The 20,328-nt window shown below is 70.5% G+C and carries 18 protein-coding genes; 12 read left to right on the top strand and 6 right to left on the bottom strand.

Annotated elements, in window-relative coordinates:
• The first annotated feature begins 1 nt into the window (after position 1).
• Both KIK09_RS13820 and KIK09_RS13815 read left to right on the top strand, forming a co-directional pair.
• Positions 2-631 carry a response regulator gene (locus KIK09_RS13820; protein WP_214319506.1) on the top strand — a complete coding sequence of 210 codons (630 nt, stop codon included), beginning with the start codon at positions 2-4 and terminating at the stop codon, positions 629-631.
• A 354-nt stretch (positions 632-985) separates the two neighbouring features.
• Positions 986-2,143: a VLRF1 family aeRF1-type release factor gene (locus KIK09_RS13815; RefSeq protein ID WP_214319505.1), complete on the top strand. Its 1,158-nt coding sequence runs from the start codon at positions 986-988 to the stop codon at positions 2,141-2,143.
• Between the two features lie 194 nt (positions 2,144-2,337).
• Here the strand turns inward: KIK09_RS13815 and KIK09_RS13810 are convergent, their stop codons facing one another.
• Together KIK09_RS13810 and KIK09_RS13805 are read right to left on the bottom strand one after the other, a co-directional pair.
• The gene (locus KIK09_RS13810; protein WP_214319652.1) at positions 2,338-3,522 is read right to left on the bottom strand and encodes an NYN domain-containing protein; all 1,185 of its coding nucleotides are present in this window, start codon (positions 3,520-3,522) and stop codon (positions 2,338-2,340) included.
• A gap of 183 nt (positions 3,523-3,705) precedes the next feature.
• Positions 3,706-6,036 (bottom strand): sigma-70 family RNA polymerase sigma factor, encoded by a 2,331-nt coding sequence (locus KIK09_RS13805; protein WP_214319504.1) that lies wholly within the window; start codon positions 6,034-6,036, stop codon positions 3,706-3,708.
• Positions 6,037-6,143: 107 nt separating this feature from the next.
• Between KIK09_RS13805 and KIK09_RS13800 the strand changes: the two genes are divergently transcribed.
• The gene (locus KIK09_RS13800; protein ID WP_214319503.1) at positions 6,144-6,854 is read left to right on the top strand and encodes a hypothetical protein; all 711 of its coding nucleotides are present in this window, start codon (positions 6,144-6,146) and stop codon (positions 6,852-6,854) included.
• Positions 6,851-7,384 (top strand): orotate phosphoribosyltransferase, encoded by a 534-nt coding sequence (pyrE, locus tag KIK09_RS13795; RefSeq protein ID WP_214319502.1) that lies wholly within the window; start codon positions 6,851-6,853, stop codon positions 7,382-7,384. The genes KIK09_RS13800 and pyrE overlap by 4 nt, the downstream gene beginning before the upstream one ends.
• Here pyrE and KIK09_RS13790 read toward each other — a convergent pair.
• On the bottom strand, positions 7,365-7,757 hold the full coding sequence (locus KIK09_RS13790; protein ID WP_214319501.1) for a hypothetical protein: 393 nt from the start codon (positions 7,755-7,757) through the stop codon (positions 7,365-7,367). The two genes, pyrE and KIK09_RS13790, sit on opposite strands and share 20 nt — an antisense overlap.
• 50 nt (positions 7,758-7,807) lie before the next feature.
• The gene (locus tag KIK09_RS13785) at positions 7,808-8,512 is read right to left on the bottom strand and encodes a DedA family protein (protein WP_214319500.1); all 705 of its coding nucleotides are present in this window, start codon (positions 8,510-8,512) and stop codon (positions 7,808-7,810) included.
• 96 nt (positions 8,513-8,608) lie between these two features.
• Here KIK09_RS13785 and fbaA point away from each other — a divergent pair, with 96 nt between their 5' ends.
• The 3 genes from fbaA (at position 8,609) to KIK09_RS13770 (ending at position 11,409) form a co-directional block, all read left to right on the top strand.
• Complete coding sequence (fbaA, locus tag KIK09_RS13780; RefSeq protein ID WP_214319499.1) at positions 8,609-9,613, top strand: class II fructose-bisphosphate aldolase; 1,005 nt, start codon at positions 8,609-8,611, stop codon at positions 9,611-9,613.
• A 34-nt stretch (positions 9,614-9,647) separates the two neighbouring features.
• Positions 9,648-10,055 carry a DUF3151 domain-containing protein gene (locus KIK09_RS13775; RefSeq protein WP_214319498.1) on the top strand — a complete coding sequence of 136 codons (408 nt, stop codon included), beginning with the start codon at positions 9,648-9,650 and terminating at the stop codon, positions 10,053-10,055.
• A 70-nt stretch (positions 10,056-10,125) separates the two neighbouring features.
• On the top strand, positions 10,126-11,409 hold the full coding sequence (locus KIK09_RS13770; RefSeq protein ID WP_214319497.1) for an adenylosuccinate synthase: 1,284 nt from the start codon (positions 10,126-10,128) through the stop codon (positions 11,407-11,409).
• A gap of 584 nt (positions 11,410-11,993) precedes the next feature.
• Here KIK09_RS13770 and KIK09_RS13765 read toward each other — a convergent pair.
• Positions 11,994-12,629: a GNAT family N-acetyltransferase gene (locus tag KIK09_RS13765; RefSeq protein WP_250572925.1), complete on the bottom strand. Its 636-nt coding sequence runs from the start codon at positions 12,627-12,629 to the stop codon at positions 11,994-11,996.
• 104 nt (positions 12,630-12,733) lie between these two features.
• Here KIK09_RS13765 and KIK09_RS13760 point away from each other — a divergent pair, with 104 nt between their 5' ends.
• A complete protein-coding gene (locus tag KIK09_RS13760; protein WP_214319496.1) occupies positions 12,734-13,639 on the top strand; it encodes a glycerophosphodiester phosphodiesterase family protein in 906 nt (301 codons plus the stop codon).
• A 193-nt stretch (positions 13,640-13,832) separates the two neighbouring features.
• On the opposite strand, the gene corA is transcribed toward KIK09_RS13760, so the two are convergent.
• Positions 13,833-14,942 carry a magnesium/cobalt transporter CorA gene (gene corA / locus KIK09_RS13755; RefSeq protein WP_214319495.1) on the bottom strand — a complete coding sequence of 370 codons (1,110 nt, stop codon included), beginning with the start codon at positions 14,940-14,942 and terminating at the stop codon, positions 13,833-13,835.
• A gap of 318 nt (positions 14,943-15,260) precedes the next feature.
• On the opposite strand from corA, the gene purD reads away from it, so the two are divergent.
• From purD to KIK09_RS13735, 4 genes are all read left to right on the top strand, one after another.
• The gene (gene purD / locus KIK09_RS13750) at positions 15,261-16,475 is read left to right on the top strand and encodes a phosphoribosylamine--glycine ligase (RefSeq protein ID WP_214319494.1); all 1,215 of its coding nucleotides are present in this window, start codon (positions 15,261-15,263) and stop codon (positions 16,473-16,475) included.
• Entirely contained in the window at positions 16,472-17,305 is an 834-nt protein-coding gene (locus tag KIK09_RS13745; protein WP_214319493.1) for a phosphoribosylaminoimidazolesuccinocarboxamide synthase, read from the top strand. The genes purD and KIK09_RS13745 overlap by 4 nt, the downstream gene beginning before the upstream one ends.
• 76 nt (positions 17,306-17,381) lie before the next feature.
• Entirely contained in the window at positions 17,382-18,647 is a 1,266-nt protein-coding gene (murA, locus tag KIK09_RS13740; RefSeq protein WP_214319492.1) for a UDP-N-acetylglucosamine 1-carboxyvinyltransferase, read from the top strand.
• A 258-nt stretch (positions 18,648-18,905) separates the two neighbouring features.
• Positions 18,906-20,195, top strand: a complete 1,290-nt coding sequence (locus KIK09_RS13735) for a transcriptional regulator (protein ID WP_214319491.1) — start codon at positions 18,906-18,908, stop codon at positions 20,193-20,195.
• Positions 20,196-20,328 lie beyond the last annotated feature (133 nt).

Below are 20,328 nucleotides of genomic sequence, written 5' to 3'. Positions count from 1 at the left end.
GATGCCAGACCGAGCCAAGATCCTCCTCGTCGACGACCGCGAGGAGAACCTCATCGCGCTTGAGGCCATCCTCAGCTCGCTCGACCTGGTGCCGGTGCGCGCCCGGTCGGGCGAAGAGGCCCTCAAGGCCCTGCTCAACACCGAGTTCGCGTTGATCCTGCTCGACGTGCGGATGCCCGGTATGGACGGCTTCGAGACCGCCGCCCACATCAAGCGGCGCGAGCGCACCAGGAACATCCCGATCATCTTCCTGACCGTGGTCGACAGCGCCCCCGACTACGCCTTCCGCGGCTACGCCGCCGGGGCCGTCGACTACCTCACCAAGCCGTTCGACCCGTGGGTGCTGCGGGCCAAAGTGTCGGTGTTCACCGAGCTGTACAACATGAACAAGCGCCTGACCGAGCAGTCCGCGATGCTGCGCGACAGGGTCAGCGCCGAGCTGCCTCCCGGTGCCGGTGACCAGGGCACGATCCTGCCCGAGCTGTCGCGCCGCCTGACGGCCGTGGAGGACGAGCTGGGGCGGGCGCGGGAGCTCGCCCGCAAGTCCCAGGATCCTGCGCTGGCGGGTCCGCTGGCGGATCTCGCCGAACGCGTCGCCCACCTGCGTTCGGGCTTCGACGCGCTTTCCTGAACGCCGCGGCCTGCCGTACGTCTGCGAGTACGGCAGGCAAGGCGTCCAGCCGCTCCTCCTGAACGGCGAGCAGGGCAGTACGGCGGGCGGCGTGCCTGAGCCTGGTCGGTGAGCGAGCTCGTCGGGCGGGTCGGCGGGCGGCGTGCCTGAGCGTGGTCGGGGGCGTGGTCGGTGGGAGGTGTCCGAGCGTGGTCGGCGGGGGCGTGGTCGGCAGGTGGTGTGGGTGATCGCGGGCGGTGGGCAACGGGCGTGACCGGGGTCCGTAAATTCGGGGGAAATGTCCGCTTGGAGTGATGTTTGGGGGTATTTCGATCCCTAGGCTCGGCAGTGAGCCGACCGCAAGGGAGAACCGACGTGGTATTCGATCAGGCAATTCTCCGCGAGCTCGTCGCCATGAAGGACGAGCTGGGCGTGCTGTCCCTCTTCGCCACCGCCGACCCCCGCGAGGAGGCCGCGGCCAGGCCCGCCTGGGACATCCGGCTGCGCAACGAGCTGACCGCCATCCGCGAGCACGTCGCGACCTGGCCCGACAGGGAGCGGCGCCAGCTCGTGCTGGATGCGATGGAGTCGCTGGAACTGGATATCCGCGAGCTCATCGACCCGCGGGTGCCGGGGATCGGGCGCGCCATGTTCGCGCCGCTGAGCGGGGGCGAGGTGCGCAAGGTCTCCCTGCAGCTCCCGATGGGCGACAAGGCCATGCTGGAGTCGACCGCGTACCTGCGGCCCCTGGTCTCCGCCGTGGCCACGAGCACCCCGGCCGGCGTCGTCGTGGTCTCCAGGGACGGGCTGCGGCTGGTCGACTACCGGCAGGGCGTGGCGGAGGACATCTCCCGCGTGACCTTCGAGCTCGACACCGATGACTGGCGGACCATGCGCGGGCCCGGCAGCCCCGCCGTGTCGCAGCAGGTCGCGAACCAGGTCGACAAGTTCCACCGCAGGATCGACGACAACCTGAACCGCTTCCTGCACACGCAGGCGCCGCAGGTCGCCGAGCGGGCCGGCAAGCTGGGCTGGACCGACGTGCTGCTGGTGGGCGACGCGCGGCTGACCGAGACGCTGGCCGCGGCGCTGCATCCCATGCACGTCGTCCAGGTGGACACGATCATCGACAACCTGCCGGCGGGCGAGGTGGTCAGGCACGTGTCCGACCAGCTGGCCGAGGCCAGGGCTCGGCGGGATCAGGCGCTGGTGAGCCGGGTCAAGGACGCGGCCTTGTCGGGCGGCCGGGGGGTGCTGGGCTTGAACCAGACGCTCGCCCTGCTCAACGAGGGGCGCGTGGAGCGGCTCCTGCTCGACGAGTCGGGACAGTGGCGCGGGGGCAGCGGGCCCGACGGGTACCTGTACGGCGCCGGGGAGACGCCGGACGGGGTCGAGGTGATCGACGAGCCCGATCTCGGGGAGCGGATGATCGAGCGGGCGCTGGAGAGCAGCGCGGAGGTCACGATCCTCACCGGGGAGGCGGCCGCCGACCTGGCCGACTACAACGGGGTCGCGGCGCTGCTGCGCTGGTGACCCGGCGTTTCCGCTGCTCGCCGTACCCCTTCTCCTCGGCATTCACCGTGGCCGGCCCATGCCGAAGCGATAGGGCCGGGCCGTGCCGAAGTGATACGGCTGGCCGTACGGAAAGCGATGGGAGCGTGGCTGCGAGGCGCGTGAGGGGCGCGCGGGACAAGGGTGGCTGCGAGGGCGGGTGAGGGGCGCGAGGGTCAGCGGCGGGCGCGTTCGAGGGCGTCCCAGAAGCCGCGGCGCAGGGCGTGACGGACCTCGTCGTGCAGCAGGAAGTCGATCGGCAGTGACGATCCCTGGAGGAGGCGGGCCTCCAGGTCGGAGGGCATGCGCGGTTTGCGCGCCAGGACCGCCTCGAGCCAGAGCGCGGGCGCGTCGCGGGCGACCGACTCGCCGAAGTCGTGGCCTTCCCTGTGTGCCGCCTTGACCGCGTCCGCGAGCGTGGTGGCGCCGGCCGTGGCCGCGGGCGGCGGTGAGACGGGGGCGGGCTGTGGCCCTGTGTACGGCCCGTAGGAGGCGCTGGACGGGGAGGCGAACTGCCCGGTCGAGGGCGAGGCCGACGGCGTTTGGACCGGTCCCGTGGGAGGGGCCGCAGGGGGCGGTGCGGGCTGCTGGGGCGCCGCGGGAGGCTCCTGGTAGCTGGAGTAGGACGGGAGCGCGGGCGGCGTGGACGGGGGACGGGAGACCGGAGCGGGCCCGTTGGAGGTGGGCTGGCTCTGCGTGGGCGCGTTGGCGATGGAGTGGCCCCCGCTGGGCGGTTGGGGAGTCGGCGGCGGTGGCGCGGGCGGCAGCGAGTGCGCGGCCTGCCCGTTGCTGACCGGCTGGTGCCCGTTGGCCGACTCGGCGGCGCCGGTCACCAGGTTGACGTAGGGCCGCAGGTGGCCGCCGCCGATCTCGATGAGGTCGTCGCTCTCCTGTCTGAGCGTGCGCGAGACGGCCCAGCTGCCGTCGGCGGTGATGTGCACGACGGTCACCCTGATGCCGAGGTCCTGGGCGTCGCAGACGACCTGGGCCAGGTCCTCGTCGCCGCTGACGACGACCGCGTCGCAGATCGCGCTGTTGCGGGCCAGCGTCATCAGGTCGCGGTGGACCTGGGCGTCCACGCCCTCGCGGCGGCCCGGCCTGATGCGCGACAGGCGCAGCTTGAGCCCGGGGATGTCGGCCAGCGCGTCGTGCTCGGGGGTGCGGCGGCCCTCGACGGTCGCCTCGTACCAGTAGCAGCGCAGCAGCGGCAGGCCGGTGCGCTCGCGGGAAAGGTTGGTCAGCAGCTGCAGCAGCCCGGGGTAGTCCCACGAGACGGCTTCACGATGGCGGGTCCCATGCACGGCCATCGCGCCGTCGGCCAGCAGATAGCCAGCGTCCACGAACAGCGCGCAGCGATCCACTGACACCGCCCCTTTCTTGGTGGCCCGACCTTGCCGGCCCTGCACCGTCAGAGCCGGACTCGGCGGCCCTCTCTCAGGGTAATGAAGCAGGTGATCGCGCGAGGGTTAATCCCGACGATTCCCCCCTGGCGCGACGATACGCCAGATCAGGTAGGCAGACCGTACCAGTTTGTCCCGTTATGGTCACGAGCGTGCGCGTACGCTCACGGCGGCCACTCCGAACAGCACCACGTCCTTCCTGGTCGCTATCGAAAGCTTCGGCGCCGGACCGAGCATGGCACTGAACGTGTCCACGTCGGTACCGAACGTCATCTCCTGGGCGCCGTTGGAGGAGCCGTCGAAGACGTCGTCCGGATCCGCGTCTCCCCCGGCCGGCGTGAGCGGCCCGGCGCCGAGCGAGACCTTGTCGCCCTTGAGATCCGCGTCGCCCTCCCACGTCACCAGCTCCACCCGCGCCGGCGAGGCCGCCGGGATCAGCCCGCCGAGCGGCAGCTCCACCGTGGGGTGCGGCCCGCCGACGACCGTGGCCATGTCGAGCACGACCGCCTGGCTGTACGGCTGCGCCGGATCGGTCGCGATCACCACGAGGCTCCACCCGGCGTGCTGCGACACCCCTGGCCGCATGGGAGCGTCGGCCGCCCACCACGTTCCCTTGCGGCGGGCCGTACCGACCAGGGCGGTGACGTCGGCGAAGGCCTGGTAGCCGGGGCCCACCGGCATGTCGCGCGCCAGCACCTCGGTGGGCCTGATGGCCAGGTACCGCCTGCGTCCCGGTGCCTTGATCTTGATCGGGCCGCCCGTCTCGACGCTGGCCGACCAGTAGAGCCCGGCCCACACGACCTGGCCGCCCTTGGGCAGCTCGAGCCGGGCGGCGCTCGAGGCGGCGGTACGGGGGTCGTGGTCCTGGTCGCGGGGGACCAGCGGCCACAGGTCGTTGTCGCGGCGGTCGCCCTTGCGCTGGAGCGTCTCCGCGCACCCGGCGCGGTCGGACGGGCAGGTCAGCAGCGAGTTGCCGATCGAGCTGACGACCACGTTGCCGTCGGTGGCGAACCTGGCGGGCGCGCCCGCCGACTGAACGCCCTGGGCCGCCTGCGCCTGCACCCGCAGGCCTCCCGAGGTGATCCGCACCGCGGGGCCGGCGCCCTCGGGGGCGCGGGACGACACCTGGACCCGCAGGAACACCGCCGTGCCCTGGCCCGCGCCCAGCGGCCCCCTGGCGCAGAGCGCGCCCACCTGGGTGGTTCGGCAGGACCAGCCGTCGACGGTGCCGACCGGGTCGACCAGTGCCACGCCGTTGCCGCGGCTGCCCGGGGCCAGCAGGGTGACGCCGGGCGGCAGCGCGACCTCCGCCTCCAGGTCGCGGCTCGGTCCCTTGCCCGAGTTGCGCAGCCGCATCCCGACGATGCCCGGCTGGGCCCGCACCAGCGAGCCCAGCGGGTCGATCGTGGCGCGCAGGCGCGCCCTGGCGGGTTTCGCGGTGGGCGGCACCAGCACCTTGGCAGGCTTGGTCGGCTTGGCGGAGGGTTTGACGGGCGGCGGCTCCTGCGTGACGGGTGGCAGCGCGACGGGCGGCGTGGGGGCCGGTTTGCGCATCGGCTCCTTGCTGGAGACGAGCATCAGCACCGCCGCGGCGGCGACGGCGACCGCGGTGCCGCCCACCACGGCGGCCTGCTGCTGCTTGGGCGCCCGCCTGATCCAGCCGAGCGCGTGCAGCAGCCCGGACGCCCCGCCGGTCTTGAGCGCGGCCGCGATGTAGCCGGTGAAGGCCGGGCCCGCGATGAGGGGTCCGACGATGACGCGCAGGCCGCTGTTGACGTCGGTCAGTTCGAGCAGCACGGAGTGGCACTCGTCGCAGCCGTTCACGTGATTGTCGACGGCTTTGGTGTCGCGCCTGGCCAGCCCGCCGCGCACGTAGGCGCCCATCAGGCCGAGCGTGGGCCAGCAGTCCTCCTGCGGCGAGGCGGCCAGGTGCATCTGCAGGTAGGCCTGGCGCAGCCCCTCCCTGGCGCGGTAGGCCAGCGCGGCCACGCCGTTGGCCGACAGGCCGAGCAGCGGCGCGACGTCGGCGGGCTTGGCGTTCTCCACCTCGGTGTGCCAGAGCACGGCCCGCCACCGCTCGGGCAGTGACAGGAACGCCCTGGCGATGAGCGACTTCTCCAGCCCGGCCAGGGCCGGGTCGACGAAGGGGACCCCGGGGTCGTACTCCTCGATCTCGCCGGTGGTCACCTGCCGGCGCTCCACCCGGGTCCGGTCGTAGACGGTCCTGCGCACCACGGTCAGCAGGTAGGTGCGGAAGCCCGATTCCGGCCCGCCGCCCCGGCCGACCAGATCCAGGATCTTGGTGAACGCCTCCGCCACCACGTCCTCGACCTCGGACTGGCTCCTGACGAGCTGCCTGGCCATCGATCGCGCGGCCGCCACGTGCCGCTCGTAGAGCTCGCCGTAGGCGGCAGCGTTTCCACCTCGTACGGCTTCGAGCAGATCTGCGTCGCTTTGTGGCGATTCGACACTCATAGTGACCTCACGATTACGCGGGGTTGCCCCGCGGAATCATTCCGCATTCCGCGTCATGACTAAACCGAAGCGCCGTCTTTACCTTCGGAATCCCCTTCGGAGGACAGATGGACAAGGACATTCCTGGATCTTTGCTGACGCGGTGGCGCGCGAGGAGCCTGGCGGCCGGTTGGTCCATGCCCGAGGACTGGTGGACGCCCGCCGTCGAGCACGCGATCAAGGCCGTGAACAGGGGCCACGACCTTTCCCACGCGTGCTTGGCGCTGGGCGGCGCCCGCGCCCGCGCCGGCGTGGGCATCGCCGAGGGCATGACGGACCTGGCCGCGCTGTTCACGGCGCTGGACAGGGGTGAGCCGCCGTTCGCGGCGGTGCGCTCGTTCGCCACCGGCTGGACCGAGGCGAGCTTCGCGCCGATGGCCGAGCTCGCCTGCGAGGACCCGCTGACCGGGCTGGCCACCGCCACCTACCTGCGCACCCGGCTGGGCGAGCTGTACCGGGGTTCGGCCGGCGGCTCGCACCGGCTCGTGGTGGCCGAGCCGTACCGGCAGCCGGGCGAGCTGGCGGAGCGGCTGGCGGCGATGCTGGGCCTGGCCGCGACGTTGCGCGAGGTGTTCACCGGCGACGAGACGCTCGCGGTGCTCGCGCCCGTCAGGGTGGGCGCGCTGGCCCGCACCTGCGGCGAGCTGCCCGCGCGGGTGGCCCGCCTGCGCACCGCCAGGATCGGGTACGGCATGCGGCCGCGGGTGACCGTCAGGGCACTGCCCGAGGCGTACGGGCAGGCTCTCACGCTGGTGCGGACCCTAAGCTTGAGCGCATGACGGATCGCGACAACCTGCTGGCAGAGATCAAGAAGAAGGCCGTGGTGCACGGCAAGGTGGTGCTGTCGTCGGGCAAGGAGGCCGACTACTACGTCGACCTGCGCAGGATCACCCTGGACGGCGTGGCCGCGCCGCTGGTGGGCAAGGTGCTGCTCGACCTGACCGAGGACCTGGACTACGACGCGGTCGGCGGTCTGACGCTGGGCGCCGACCCGGTGGCGGCGGCCATGCTGCACGCGGCGGCCGCGCGCGGACGGACCCTGGACGCCTTCGTGGTGCGCAAGGCGCAGAAGGTGCACGGCCTGCAGCGCAGGATCGAGGGTCCCGACGTCCAGGGGCGGCGCGTGCTGGCCCTGGAGGACACCTCGACCACGGGCGGCTCGGTGCTGACCGCCGTCGAGGCGCTGCGCGAGGCGGGCGCCGAGGTGGTGGCGGTGGTGACGATCGTGGAGCGCGGCGCCGCCCCCAAGCTGGCCGAGGAGGGCCTGGAGTACCGCTACGCCTACACCCTCAGCGACCTCGAACTGTGAACGCCTCGCGGGCGCCAGGCTTGCCCTCCGCCCGCTGCTTGCCGTTCACGGAGACGCGGACGGTGCCCGCGTCGCTGAGCACCACGTCGAGCTCGGGGTCGAAGTAGCTGACCTCCTCGCCCCTGCTCATGTCGCGATACTGCAGCACGTCGCCGCCGGGCACGCGCACGGTGACCAGCGGGCAGGTGTCGGCCACGCACTCGATGCGGACGGTCGGCACCTGGGCGCTGGTCGAGGGCGCGGCGGAGGAAGGCGCGGCCGCGGGCGTCTGCCGCGTGTCGAGCGCGCTGAGCAGCGCCCGCCCGCCGATGACCAGGAGCGTCACCAGGCCGGCACCCGCCAGGACGACGAGCGCGAGGCGGGCGAGGCCCATCGGATCTGACCTGTGGCGTCCCACAGGGGGAGCGTACCCGCCAGTAACCCTTAACGGTGAGTGTCGGTGATCCTGTGATGCTTGCCCGTCGGCGCGGGCGGCTTCTTGCCCGCCCTCTTGGTCTTGACGACCTCGACGATGATCGGGATGAGCGAGATCGCCACGATGATGAAGACGCCGGGCAGGATGTACTTGTCGATCTTCGTGGGGTCGACCTGGTTGCCCAGGAAGTGGCCGATGAGCAGCATGCTCTCGACCCACAGCACGCCGCCTATCGCGTTCCAGAGGAAGAACCTGCGGGCGGGCATCTCCAGCACGCCGGCGACCGGGTTCATGAACGTGCGCACGATCGGCACGAAGCGAGCGATGATCACCGCCCTGGCGGGGCCGAACTTGATGAAGAAGTGCTCGGCCTTCTCCACGTACTCGCGCTTGAACAGCCGCGAGTCGGGCTTGTCGAACAGCCTGCGCCCCACCTTCACCCCGATCAGGTGACCGAGCTGGGCACCGGCGACCGCGCACAGCGGCGTGCCGATGAGCAGCAGGGGGAAGGACAGCGGCTCGATGCCGATCCCCTTCGCCGCGGCCGCGGAGCTGAAGATGCCCGCGGCTACAAGAAGCGAGTCACCGGGTAGGAAGAACCCGATGAGCAGGCCCGTCTCGGCGAAGATGATGGCAAGCGTGCCCACGGTCGCGAAGGCGCCGAGCAGCGTGAGCCACCAGGTCGGGTCGAGCAGGTTCGAAAGCCAGTCCACGCAGTGACTCTACCGGGCGTTGTGCCTACCACGGCGGGTAGAGAGCCGGGATACTGGGGCTGCGCGAAGCCGTACTTTCTCAGGGAGAGATGGACCATGCCTATAGCAACTCCAGAGGTCTACGCCGAGATGCTCGACCGGGCCAAAGCAGGCGGGTTCGCCTATCCGGCGATCAACGTGACCTCTTCTCAGACGTTGAACGCCGCTCTGCGCGGTTTCGCCGAGGCGGAGAGCGACGGGATCATCCAGGTGTCCACCGGCGGGGCCGAGTTCCTGTCCGGCGCCACCGTCAAGGACATGGTGACCGGTGCCGTGGCGCTGGCCGAATACGCCCGGGTCGTGGCCAGGAACTACCCGGTCACGGTGGCCCTGCACACCGACCACTGCCCGAAGGACAAGCTCGACGGCTTCATGCGGCCGCTGGTCGAGCTCTCGCTGGAGAAGGGCGGCGACCCGATCTTCCAGTCGCACATGTGGGACGGCTCCGCCGTTCCGCTGGAGGAGAACCTGGAGATCGCCAAGGAGCTCCTCGAGAAGTGCCGGCGCGCCAACATCGTCATGGAGATGGAGATCGGCGTCGTCGGCGGCGAGGAGGACGGCGTCGTCGGGGAGATCAACGAGAAGCTCTACACCACGCCCGAGGACGCGCTGGCCACCGCGGAGGCCGTCGGCCTCGAGGGCTACATGCTCGCCGCGACCTTCGGCAACGTGCACGGCGTCTACAAGCCCGGCCACGTCAAGCTGCGGCCGGCCGTACTCAAGGAGATCCAGGACGCGGTCGGCGCCAAGTACGGCGTGGACAAGCCGTTCAACCTCGTCTTCCACGGCGGCTCGGGCTCGCTGCTGAGCGAGATCCACGAGGCGATCTCCTACGGCGTGGTGAAGATGAACATCGACACCGACACGCAGTACGCCTTCACCAGGCCGATCGCCGACCACATGTTCAAGAACTACGACGGCGTCCTCAAGGTCGACGGCGACGTCGGCAACAAGAAGGTCTACGACCCGCGCTCCTACGGCAAGTCGGCCGAGGCGGGCATGGCCGCCCGCGTCGCGCAGGCGTGCCAGGACCTCAAGTCCGCCGGGACGAAGATCACCTAGTCACAGGCGCGGCCCGGCGGGTATGACTATTTCTATGGATAACCTTCTCGCCGGGCCGCCCCCGACCCATCTGCCGGACCTGCCCGAGGCCCGAGAGGCGCTCGAATCCGGCGCCAAGGCCTCCGACGTGGCCGCCCGCTTCCCCGGCTACCCGGCGGCGTGGGCCACGCTCGCGGAGGAGTACTTCGCCAACGGACACGCGGTGACCTCCTACGCCTTCGCCCGCACCGGCTACCACCGAGGGCTGGACCAACTGCGGCGCAGCGGCTGGAAGGGACACGGCCCGATCCCCTGGGAGCACGAGCCCAACCGGGGCTTCCTGCGCTGCCTGTACGCGCTGCACAGGGCCGCCCAGTCCATCGGCGAGAAGGACGAGGCCGAGCGGTGCCTGCAGTTCCTCAAGGACAGCAGCGAAACCGGCTATAACGCCCTCGTGGGGTAGCATCTCTACGCAAGAGCCCCTGTCGCGCTTGCGCCAGGGGTTTTCGTTTTGTGCACGGGAGACAAGAACCATGCCGGCTGCCGTACTCGTGGGTGCCCAGTGGGGCGATGAGGGCAAGGGCAAGGCCACCGACCTGCTCGGTGGCGACGTCGACTACGTCGTCCGCTATCAGGGTGGCAACAACGCGGGTCACACCGTGGTCATCGGTGACCAGAAATACGCACTGCACCTGCTCCCCACCGGAATCCTTTCGCCGCACGTGATCCCGGTCATCGGCAACGGTGTCGTCATCGACCCCGGCGTGCTGCTGGAGGAGATCGACACCCTGGCCGCCCGCGGAATCTCGGCCGAGCGCCTGCTGATCTCGGCCGACGCGCACCTGATCATGCCCCACCACAAGGCGATCGACAAGGTCACCGAGCGCTTCCTGGGCCAGAACAAGATCGGCACGACGGGCCGCGGCATCGGGCCCGCCTACGGCGACAAGGTCTACCGCATCGGCGTGCGCGTGCAGGACCTGCTCGACCCGGGCATCCTGGCCAAGAAGATCGAGGCGGCGCTGGTCGAGAAGAACCAGGTGCTCACCAAGATCTACAACCGCCGCGGCATCGAGTCGGAGAAGGTGCTCGAGGAGTACCTGGCCTACGCCGAACGCCTCAAGCCGTACATCGCCGACACGTCGCTGGTGCTCAGCCAGGCGCTGGACGAGGGCAAGTTCGTGCTGCTGGAGGGTGGTCAGGGCACGCTGCTCGACCTCGACCACGGCACCTACCCGTTCGTCACCTCGTCCTCGCCGACCAGCGGCGGCGCCTGCGCCGGCTCGGGCATCCCGCCGAACCGGCTGACCAAGATCATCGGCATCCTCAAGGCCTACACGACCCGCGTGGGCTCGGGCCCGTTCCCGACGGAGCTCACCGACGAGATGGGCGACTGGCTGCGCACGACCGGCGGCGAGTACGGGGTCACGACCGGCCGCAACCGGCGATGCGGCTGGTTCGACGCGGTCATCGCCCGCTACGCCACGCGCATCAACGGCATCACGGACTTCTTCCTCACCAAGCTGGACGTGCTGTCGGGGCTGGAGAAGATCCCGGTCTGCGTGGCCTACGACGTCGACGGGGTGCGCCACGACGAGATCCCGATGACGCAGACCGACTTCCACCACGCCAAGCCGATCTACGAGGAGTTCCCCGGCTGGCAGGAGGACATCAGCGGCGCCAAGTCGCTGGACGACCTGCCGCCCAACGCCCGCGCCTACGTCCGCACGCTGGAGGAGATGAGCGGCGCCCCCATCTCCGCCATCGGCGTCGGCCCCGGCCGCGACCAAACCCTCGTCGTTCGTCCGCTCGTCTGACATCTATCGTCGGGTGAGTTCTCCTGTACGGCGGGCCGCCCCTCCGGCCGCCCGCCGTACTCCGGCTCAGGGCCTGTGACCGGCGCTTCCGGCGAGTCGGCGACACTTGCCCGCCGTCACGGCGCCCGTGATGCGCGTCCCACGGTCTTGGGTTTCCCACCGCAAGAGGCGCCGACTTCGCCGACCCACAACTCGCCGACGCGGCGCCTGAAACCGCCGGTAACCCACCTGGACCCTCGCGTGAACCCGCCCCGCAGCTTCACGTGAAGCGGGCCCAGGGCCTCATGTGAACCTAGCCCGGGATCTCGCGTGAACCCGAGCGCAGGGGCCTGGCGTGAACCCGGCGGGCGCTCTGGCGTCCCCCGGCACGCGCACCCAGGCGCCGGGGCGGCGGGACGTGGGTCGGCGGAGGGCGGCGCCCTGTGCGGCGGTGAGCCGGAGGCCGTGGGCCCACGACGACGACACGCCGTGACGGTGGGCAAGCGTCATCGACTCGCCGGAAGCGCCGGGCGCGGTTCGTCAGCGCGCGACGGCGGGCGGCCGGTGGGGCGGCCTGCCGTACAGAAGAATCTTGCTGTACAGGATCACCTGAATACCGCCGCGGTGACGTCGGTGACGTGGGTCCAGCCGAGGGTGGAGTACAGCGCAGCGCCCTCCGGGGTGGCCACCAGGACGCCGGTGCGGGTGGCGGCGGCCGAGGACAGGGCCGTCATCACCACGCGCCCCAGGCCGCGCCTGCGGTGCGCGGGGGCCGTCTCGACCTGGTCGACGACCGCGTGCCGCCCGGCGATGGCGATCTGGCCGCGCGAGGCGATCTCGCCCTCGTGGGTGAGCAGCCGGGCCACGGTGACGTTGGCCCGGGGAGTGACGGCGATCGTGTACTCCGGCGGCACCCGGATGGGGCCGCGCTTCAGCGGCGCGGTCATCATGTACTCCGGCGGCTGGATGGACCAGCCCTTGGGCAGGTAGGGCGCGACCGCGTCGGCGGGCGCGCAGAGCTTGAGCCAGGTGCCGGGCGTGGTGATGGTCTCGGTGAGGTGGCGCAGCGTCGACGGGTCGGGGTCGGGCACGATGTGCCTGGCCACGTGGCCGGGCAGGCCGACGTCGACGCGCAGGCCCCAGGGCTCCTCGACGGGCGCGGGCGCCTGCCGCGAGACGACCCAGCCGGCCACCCAAGCCCGCACCATTTCGGGTCGGACGGTCCTGACAGCCTGCCTCATAACGGACAGGCTACGGCAACGCTCCGACAGACCGGTTAACGGTGCAAAAAGGACACGGCGTGGCACCTGGGGATGACGGGTACCTGTTCGGTAGTGTCCCGAGTGTGCGCGTCGAGATTCACGGTCACCGGGGAGCGAGGGGCCTGTGGCCCGAGAACACCCTGCCGGGGCTGAGCCGCACGATGGAGCTCGGGGTGCACGCCCTTGAGCTCGACGTGGCGCTCACCGCCGACAGGCGCCTGGTGCTGACACACGACCTCACGGTCTCGGCCGTGACGAGCGCGGACACGCGCCCGCTGTCACCCGGCGACCCCCACTACCCCTACGTCGGCAAACCGATCAACTCGCTGACCCTCGCCCAGCTCCGCACGCTCGATGTGGGCGTACGGCTGCCGCGACACCCTGACGATCCGTTCGCGCTGACCCAGGTGCCGATGCCGGAGACCAGGATGCCCACGCTGGGCGCGGTGCTCGGGCTGGTCAACGCCTACGACGCCGAGGGCGTGCGGCTGCACGTCGAGCTGAAGTCCGACCCGACCAGGCCGGAGCTGACCGCCGATCCCGACCTGTTCACCGAGATGGTGGTCGACGAGCTCGACCGGCACGGCCGGCTGGACAACGCGGCGCTGCTGAGCTTCGACTGGCGCATCCTGGGCCACGCGGCCCGGCTGGCGCCCGGCACCCGGCGCTTCGCCCTCATCGAGCGCGACACGCTGCACTGGCACGGCTGCCTGGGTGACGACATCCCGGCCGCCGCGCGCGAGGCCGGGGGCACCACGCTCTCGCCCGAGCACGTCATGGTGGACGAGCGCCTGATGGCCCAGGCGAAGGCGGCGGAGCTGGACGTGGCGGTGTGGACCGTCAACGACGTCACGATGGCGGGCAGGATGCTCGACCTCGGCGTGGCGGGGATCGTCACCGACTATCCGGACAGGATGCGCGAGCTGTGGCGCGAGCGCGGCCTGGCGCTGCCCGACCCGGTGGGCCCGCTCAGGCCCGTGGGCGTGTAGAGGTCAGCGAGAGCGTGTTGCCGTCGGGATCCCGGAACCAGGCGACCTGACAGCCGTCCGGCGTGGTCCACACGCCGGACGGATCCTGATTCATCCCGTCATAACGGATGGTATGCAAGCCAAGATCAGAAAGAGAGGCGTGGACGTCGTCGACGCTCCACCCGAGCACCGTGAACGGCTGCGGCGGGGACCATCACAACCATCCGTTGCGGCGGAATCCCCGGTGCAGCAGCAGACACGCGGTGACCATCACGCCGATCACCGCGGGGTAGCCCCAGATGCTGTGCAGCTCCGGCATGAAGTCGAAGTTCATCCCGTAGATGCCCGCGATCATCGTGGGCACGGCCAGGATGGCCACCCAGGAGGAGATCTTCCGCATGTCCTCGTTGGCCAGCGCGTTCGAGCGGGCCAGCGCGGCCTGCAGGATCGAGCTGCACAGCTCGTTGGAGGACTCCACCTGCTCGCACACCCTGGACAGGTGGTCGCCGACGTCACGGAAGTACTCGCGCATCTCCGAGGGGATCACCCGGCGCTGCGGCAACGCGGAGAGCGGCGCCTGCAACGGGGTCACCGCCCGCTTCATGTCGAGCATCTCCCGCTTGAGCTGGTAGATCCGGTTGATGTCACGGGAGCTGACGTCGGCGAAGACGGTGGCCTCGACCTCCTCGAGCTCCAACTGCATCAGGTCGGCCACCTGCAGGTACTGGTCGACGACGTGGTCGGCGATGGCGTGCAGCACGCCGGTGGGACCGCGGTTCATCAGCTCGAGCCGATCCTCGAGCCGCTCGCGGACCTCGGTCAGCGGGCAGTGCTCGCCGTGGCGCACGGTGACGACGAAGTCGACGCCGAGGAAGACCATGATCTCGCCCGTGGCGATGATCTCGCTGGTGGCGGTCAGCTCGTCGTGGTCGAGGAAGGCGACTGTCTTGAGAACCATGAACAGTGAGTCGCCGTAACGCTCGACCTTGGGCCGCTGGTGGGCCTTGACGGCGTCCTCCACCGACAAGGGGTGCAGGCCGAAGACCTCGGCCAGCCACTCGACCTCCGGCGCCGCCGGCTCGTGCAGCCCCACCCAGACGAAGGCGGGCGTGCCGTCGGAGACGGCGTTGTGCGCGCGGACGAGGTCGAGGGCATCGACGATGCCGGGGGCGTAGACCTTCTGGCCCTCGATGTAGGCGCCGTACTCGACGACGGAGTCGACCGGCGGTACGCAGACCTCACGCACGGGCGACGTGAGCTGGCGCGCGGTGTGCGGCTGAACCGGGTGACGGTTGATGCGACGGAAAAGCGTGGACGAGCGCATGGCAGTCCCTTTCCGCCCGACCTGGCGCTCTCCACGCGCGACGAATAGTCACCTCACAGAATGCGTGGAGGCACGATCAGGCTGCCGATTGGAGTGGTCGGGGTGTGTTCGGCGTACGTGAACGAGCACGTACTGCTGGGATCACCAGGTTTCATCCCGGACCACCTCCAATCACGAGAGACGCCCTAAAGCCGCCCTAACTTACCACATGGCGCATGAACAACATGACGATACTCGCCGCCTGGTCCTGCGATCAGGTGGAACTCCACAAAGATTGCGCTGCATTCCGGCAGTTCGTGGCCTGCAACAATGGGACTCGTGCGCGTACTAGTCATCGGCTCCGGCGGGCGCGAGCACGCCCTGTGCCGCTCCCTCAGCCTCGATCCCCAGGTCAGCGAACTCCACTGTGCCCCGGGCAACGCGGGCATCGCCGAGATCGCGACCCTGCACCCCGTGGCGGCCACCGACCCCGCCGCGGTCGCGGCGCTGGCCGGGCGGCTGGGCGTGGACCTGGTCGTGGTGGGGCCCGAGGCGCCACTGGTGGCCGGGGTTGCCGACGCGGTGCGGGCGGCGGGCATCGCCTGCTTCGGCCCGTCGCGGGAGGCGGCGATGATCGAGGGCTCCAAGGCGTTCGCCAAGGAAATCATGACGGCCGCGGGGGTGCCGACGGCGGATTCCCGGGTGTGCACGACCGCCGAGGAGGCGGCTCAGGCGCTGGACGCCTTCGGCCCGCCGTACGTGGTCAAGGACGACGGGCTGGCCGCGGGCAAGGGGGTCGTCGTCACCGATGACCGCCAGGCCGCGCTCGAGCACGCGCGCGCGTGCGAGCGGGTCGTGATCGAGGAGTACCTGGACGGGCCGGAGGTCTCGCTGTTCGCGCTGTGCGACGGCGGTACGGCGGTGCCGCTGCAGCCCGCGCAGGACTTCAAGCGGGCCTACGACGGCGACCAGGGGCCCAACACCGGCGGAATGGGGGCCTACACGCCGTTGCCGTGGCTGGCGGAGGGCGTGACCGAGCAGGTCATGCGCGAGGTCGTGCGTCCCACGGTCGACGAGCTGGGCAGGCGGGGCCTGCCGTACCAGGGTGTCCTGTACGTGGGGCTGGCCATTACGGCCAAGGGGCCGAAGGTGATCGAGTTCAACGCGCGCTTCGGCGACCCCGAGACGCAGGTGGTGCTCGACCGGCTGGAGACGCCGCTGGGCGGGCTGCTGCACGCCTGCGCGACGGGCACGCTCGCCGGCGAGCCGGAGTTCCGCGACGGGTCGGCGGTGACGGTGGTGATCGCGGCCGAGAACTACCCGGGCGACCCGGTCAAGGGCGACGTCATCACCGGCCTGGAGCCCACTGAGTCCGCCTATGTCATCCACGCTGGGACAAAGCGGGAGAATGGTGACATCGTGGCCAATGGCGGGCGGGTGCTGAGTGTCGTCGGCACCGGCCCGGACCAGGAGACCGCCCGGCGCAACGCCTACGACCTGGTGTCGAGGATCAGCCTGCGCGGCTCGCACTACAGGACGGACATCGCCCGATGAAACACCTGCACTCCGGCAAGGTACGCGACCTCTACTCGACCGACGAGGGCGACCTGCTGATGGTCGCCTCGGACCGGATCTCGGCCTTCGACTACGTCCTGGAGCCCGGCATCCCGGACAAGGGCGCCATCCTCACGCAGCTGTCCCTGTGGTGGTTCGAGCAGCTCAAGGACATCGTGCCCAACCACATCATCCGCAAGGGGCCCGACGCCCGCAGCGTGGTCTGCAAGTCGCTGCGGATGGTGCCCGTCGAGTGCGTGGCCCGCGGCTACCTGACCGGCGGCGGGCTGGCGGAATACCGCGCGACGGGCCGCGTGTCGGGCGTCGAGCTGCCCCCGGGCCTGGAGGACGGCTCGCGGCTGCCCGAGCCGATCTTCACGCCCAGCACCAAGGCGCCCGTCGGCGAGCACGACGAGCCCATCTCCTTCGAGCAGGTCGTGGCCTCCCAGGGCGAGGCCGCCGAGGAGCTGCGCCGGATCACGCTGGAGGTCTACAAGCGCGGCGCCGAGATCGCCCTCGGGCGGGGCATCATCCTGGCCGACACCAAGATCGAGCTGGGGTGGGACCACGACGGCGTGCTGACGCTGGCCGACGAGGTGCTCACTCCCGACTCCTCGCGATTCTGGCCTGCCGACCAGTGGCAACCGGGGCGTCCGCAACCGTCTTTTGACAAGCAATTCGTCCGTGATTGGCTAACTTCGCCCGAATCGGGATGGGATAAATCCGGAGAAACTCCGCCTCCGTCGCTTCCCGACGAGGTGGTCAGGCGTACGAGGGACCGTTACCTGGAAGCGTACGAGCGGCTCACGGGGGTCCCCTTTAGCCGATGAATCGGCTGGGTCACGTGTGGTTAGCGGCTACTGTTGGGCCGTTCAAGCCTGAAATACCTTCCTAGGAGCCGCACGAATGGTCCGTTACCGCGTGCGCGGTGGCAACGCTTTGCGTGGAACCGCCTTCATCCAGGGCGCGAAGAACGCCGTGTTGCCCATGATCGGCGCGGCTCTGCTCGCCTCCCGTGGCCGCACCGTCCTGCGCAACGTACCGATCATCGAGGACGTCCGCCGGGCCGTCGAACTGGCCCAGGCCGTCGGCGCCCACGTCGAGCTGCACGAGTCGGAGCGGACGCTGGTGATCGACGCCTCCCGGCTCAGCAGCCCGGTGCTGCCGGCCGAGATCGCCAGGCGCTTCCGCGGTTCCGTGCTGTTCACCCCGGCCCTGCTGCACCGCCTGGGCGAGGCGATCGTGGAGGGGGTCGGCGGCTGCAACCTCGGCAGCCGCAACCTGGACTTCCACTACCTGGGCTACAAGCGGCTCGGCGCGATCGTGGACGAGGGCGAAACCGTCATCCACGTCAAGGCCTCAGGCCTGACCGGCGCCACGCTCTACCTCGACACCCCCTCGCACACCGGCACCGAGAACCTCATCATGGCCGCCGCCCTGGCCAAGGGCACCACCGTGATCGAGAACGCGGCCCTGGAGCCCGAGGTGCTCGACGTCATCGACATGCTCACCAAGATGGGCGCCAGGATCAGCGGCGGCGGCACCGGCTTCATCACCGTCGAGGGCGTGGACGAGCTGCACGCCGTCGAGCACACCGTGATGCCCGACCGGCTGGACGCCGGCGTGTTCGCCATGGCCGCGGCGATCACCGGCGGCGACGTCAGCCTCGTCGGCACCGGCCTGGACCTGGGCGTCGTCCGCTACAAGCTGGAGCAGATGGGCGTCGACTTCGCCCGCCAGGGCGCGGTGCTGCACGTGCGCTGCGAGCGGCCGCTACGCCCGATCAACATCATCACCGACACCTACCCGGGCTTCGCCACCGACCTGCAGTCGCCGATGATGACCGTGGCGGCGCTGGCCGACGGCACCAGCTACATCCACGAGCGCATCTTCGACGGCCGCTTCGCCCTGGCGGGAGAGCTCAACAAGATGGGCGCCGACGTGGAGGTCGAGGGCAGCCGGGCGATCGTGCGCGGCGCCACCCCGCTGACCGGCACCCAGGTGACCGCGCACGACCTGCGTTCGGGGATAGCTCTGGTGCTGGCGGGACTGGCGGCCAAAGGTGAGACGGTCATCGAGTCGGGTTATCTCATCGACCGCGGCCACGCCTCCCTCGCCGATCGAATGCGGGCACTCGGAGCGGACATTACACGAGAGATTTCCGGGCACTGAAAAACACCGGGAAAACCCCGCTGAGCTGCTAAAACACCTTCCCGGGCGGCCAACCAGAACGGCTTTCCGGAAAAGTCGGGCGTGACATTACGGCCCCCGCGAGCGATCGTTCCAAAAGAGAGCATGGTGAGGAAGCCGAACCCGACTACCGGGAGGGTGAGGCGGACTCCATCATTCGCACCGTAAACGGACGGCAGGATGGGACGAACATTGGTCGAGAGGGCCGAAGAAACTCCCCGAGTGTCACGCCCGGGCGCCATGACACCGGACCTCACTATTGGTGTGGTCGGGCCGCACGATTTGGTCGAGCGCGTCATGCTGATGGGCCACGCCGCCGCGCCCCTGCCCTGCCGCCTGGTGGCGGCCGCTTATCGCGATGAGCAGGAAGCGCCGGACAAAGTGACACGGCTCGGTCCGGGCGTGGACGCGTGCCTGTTCGCCAGCCCGGTCCCCTACGACCTGGCCAGGCGATCGGGCGTGCTCACCATGCCCGCGACCTACGTGCAACTCGGCGGGGCGGCACTGGTGGCGGCGCTGGCCAAGGCGGCACTGGACGCGCGCATCGATCCGCAGCGGGTCAGCATCGACGTGGTCTCGCGTGCCGATGTCGAGGAGGCGTACACCGATCTGGGCATCGCGGCCACCGACGTGCACAGCCGCGACGAACCCGGCGCCACCGGGACGATCGCCGCATTCCACGAACGGCTGGCCCGCCAGGGCGCCACCACCGGCGCGCTGACGTGCCTGCCCCAGGTGGCGGAACGCCTGCAGGCGGCGGGGGTGCCCGTGATCCGCATCAGGCCGACCTCGGCGGCGGTCCGCAGCGCGCTGCACACCGCGGCGCTGCTCGGCGCACACCACCGGCTGGAGGAGTCGCAGCTCACCGTGGTGCTGGTGGAGGTGCCGACGCTGCGCGAACCCGTGCGCCGCGCCGCGCCCCGCTACTGGCGCGACGAACTGCGCCTGTCGCTGCACCGGCTGCTGGTCCAGGAGGCCAACCGGATCAACGCGACCGTCTGGCCGATCGACGACCACAGCTACCTGGTCACCGCGACCAGGGGCTCGATCGCGGCGGCGACGGACGGCTTCCGTGTGCTGCCGTTCGCGGCCAGGATCCGCGACGAGCTGGGGCTGGCGGTCGAGGTGGGCGTGGGCATGGGCCGCACGACGCACGACGCCGAGTCGCACGCCAGGGCCGCGCTGGCCCGCAGCCAGGCAGGCAAGCAGGCGCAGGGCTTCGCCGTGGACAGGGAGGGCAGAGCCCTCATCCCGGCGCCCAGGATGCCGCCCGCGGGCGCGACCACGCTCAAACCCAAGGGCGTGGAAGTGCTGGCCAGGCTCGCGGCCAAGCTCGAGGGCGGCGACACGGTGGTCGACGCCGAGGGCGCGGGGAAGATGCTCGGGGTCACGCCCCGGACGGCCAGGCGGTTGCTGCGCACGTTGGTTGACGAGGGACTCGCGTGGCCGCTCCCGCCCAACCGGACTCCCCAGCCCGGACGGCCACGCCAGCTCTACCGTCTCATCGTGGAGAAACTCGGCCCCCGCTGACCACCCCGATCCGGTCCGTCGCTCCCTTCCCCTTCCAGAGCGGCGGACCGCCCTGTCTTCATGAGCTCTTACGGCGAGCAGCCCCTTACGGCCGCCCGCCGTACTTCGGCTGAGGACCCGCGGGCGGCGCTTC

Origin of the sequence: Nonomuraea sediminis (genome assembly GCF_018531495.1) — a bacterium.
Classification (GTDB): domain Bacteria; phylum Actinomycetota; class Actinomycetes; order Streptosporangiales; family Streptosporangiaceae; genus Nonomuraea; species Nonomuraea sediminis.
The sequence above is the reverse complement of the archived record's forward strand: the minus strand, read 5'-3'. Positions and strand labels throughout refer to the sequence as shown.

Coding starts and splice junctions, on each gene's coding strand:
- KIK09_RS13765 (WP_250572925.1), bottom strand. CDS start 12,629: ATGAGGCAGGCTGTCAGGACCGTCCGACCCGAAATGGTGCGGGCTTGG.
- KIK09_RS13770 (WP_214319497.1), top strand. CDS start 10,126: ATGCCGGCTGCCGTACTCGTGGGTGCCCAGTGGGGCGATGAGGGCAAG.
- murA (WP_214319492.1), top strand. CDS start 17,382: ATGGTCCGTTACCGCGTGCGCGGTGGCAACGCTTTGCGTGGAACCGCC.
- KIK09_RS13735 (WP_214319491.1), top strand. CDS start 18,906: ATGACACCGGACCTCACTATTGGTGTGGTCGGGCCGCACGATTTGGTC.
- KIK09_RS13775 (WP_214319498.1), top strand. CDS start 9,648: ATGGATAACCTTCTCGCCGGGCCGCCCCCGACCCATCTGCCGGACCTG.
- fbaA (WP_214319499.1), top strand. CDS start 8,609: ATGCCTATAGCAACTCCAGAGGTCTACGCCGAGATGCTCGACCGGGCC.
- KIK09_RS13820 (WP_214319506.1), top strand. CDS start 2: ATGCCAGACCGAGCCAAGATCCTCCTCGTCGACGACCGCGAGGAGAAC.
- KIK09_RS13800 (WP_214319503.1), top strand. CDS start 6,144: ATGGACAAGGACATTCCTGGATCTTTGCTGACGCGGTGGCGCGCGAGG.
- KIK09_RS13745 (WP_214319493.1), top strand. CDS start 16,472: ATGAAACACCTGCACTCCGGCAAGGTACGCGACCTCTACTCGACCGAC.
- pyrE (WP_214319502.1), top strand. CDS start 6,851: ATGACGGATCGCGACAACCTGCTGGCAGAGATCAAGAAGAAGGCCGTG.
- corA (WP_214319495.1), bottom strand. CDS start 14,942: ATGCGCTCGTCCACGCTTTTCCGTCGCATCAACCGTCACCCGGTTCAG.
- KIK09_RS13805 (WP_214319504.1), bottom strand. CDS start 6,036: ATGAGTGTCGAATCGCCACAAAGCGACGCAGATCTGCTCGAAGCCGTA.
- KIK09_RS13790 (WP_214319501.1), bottom strand. CDS start 7,757: ATGGGCCTCGCCCGCCTCGCGCTCGTCGTCCTGGCGGGTGCCGGCCTG.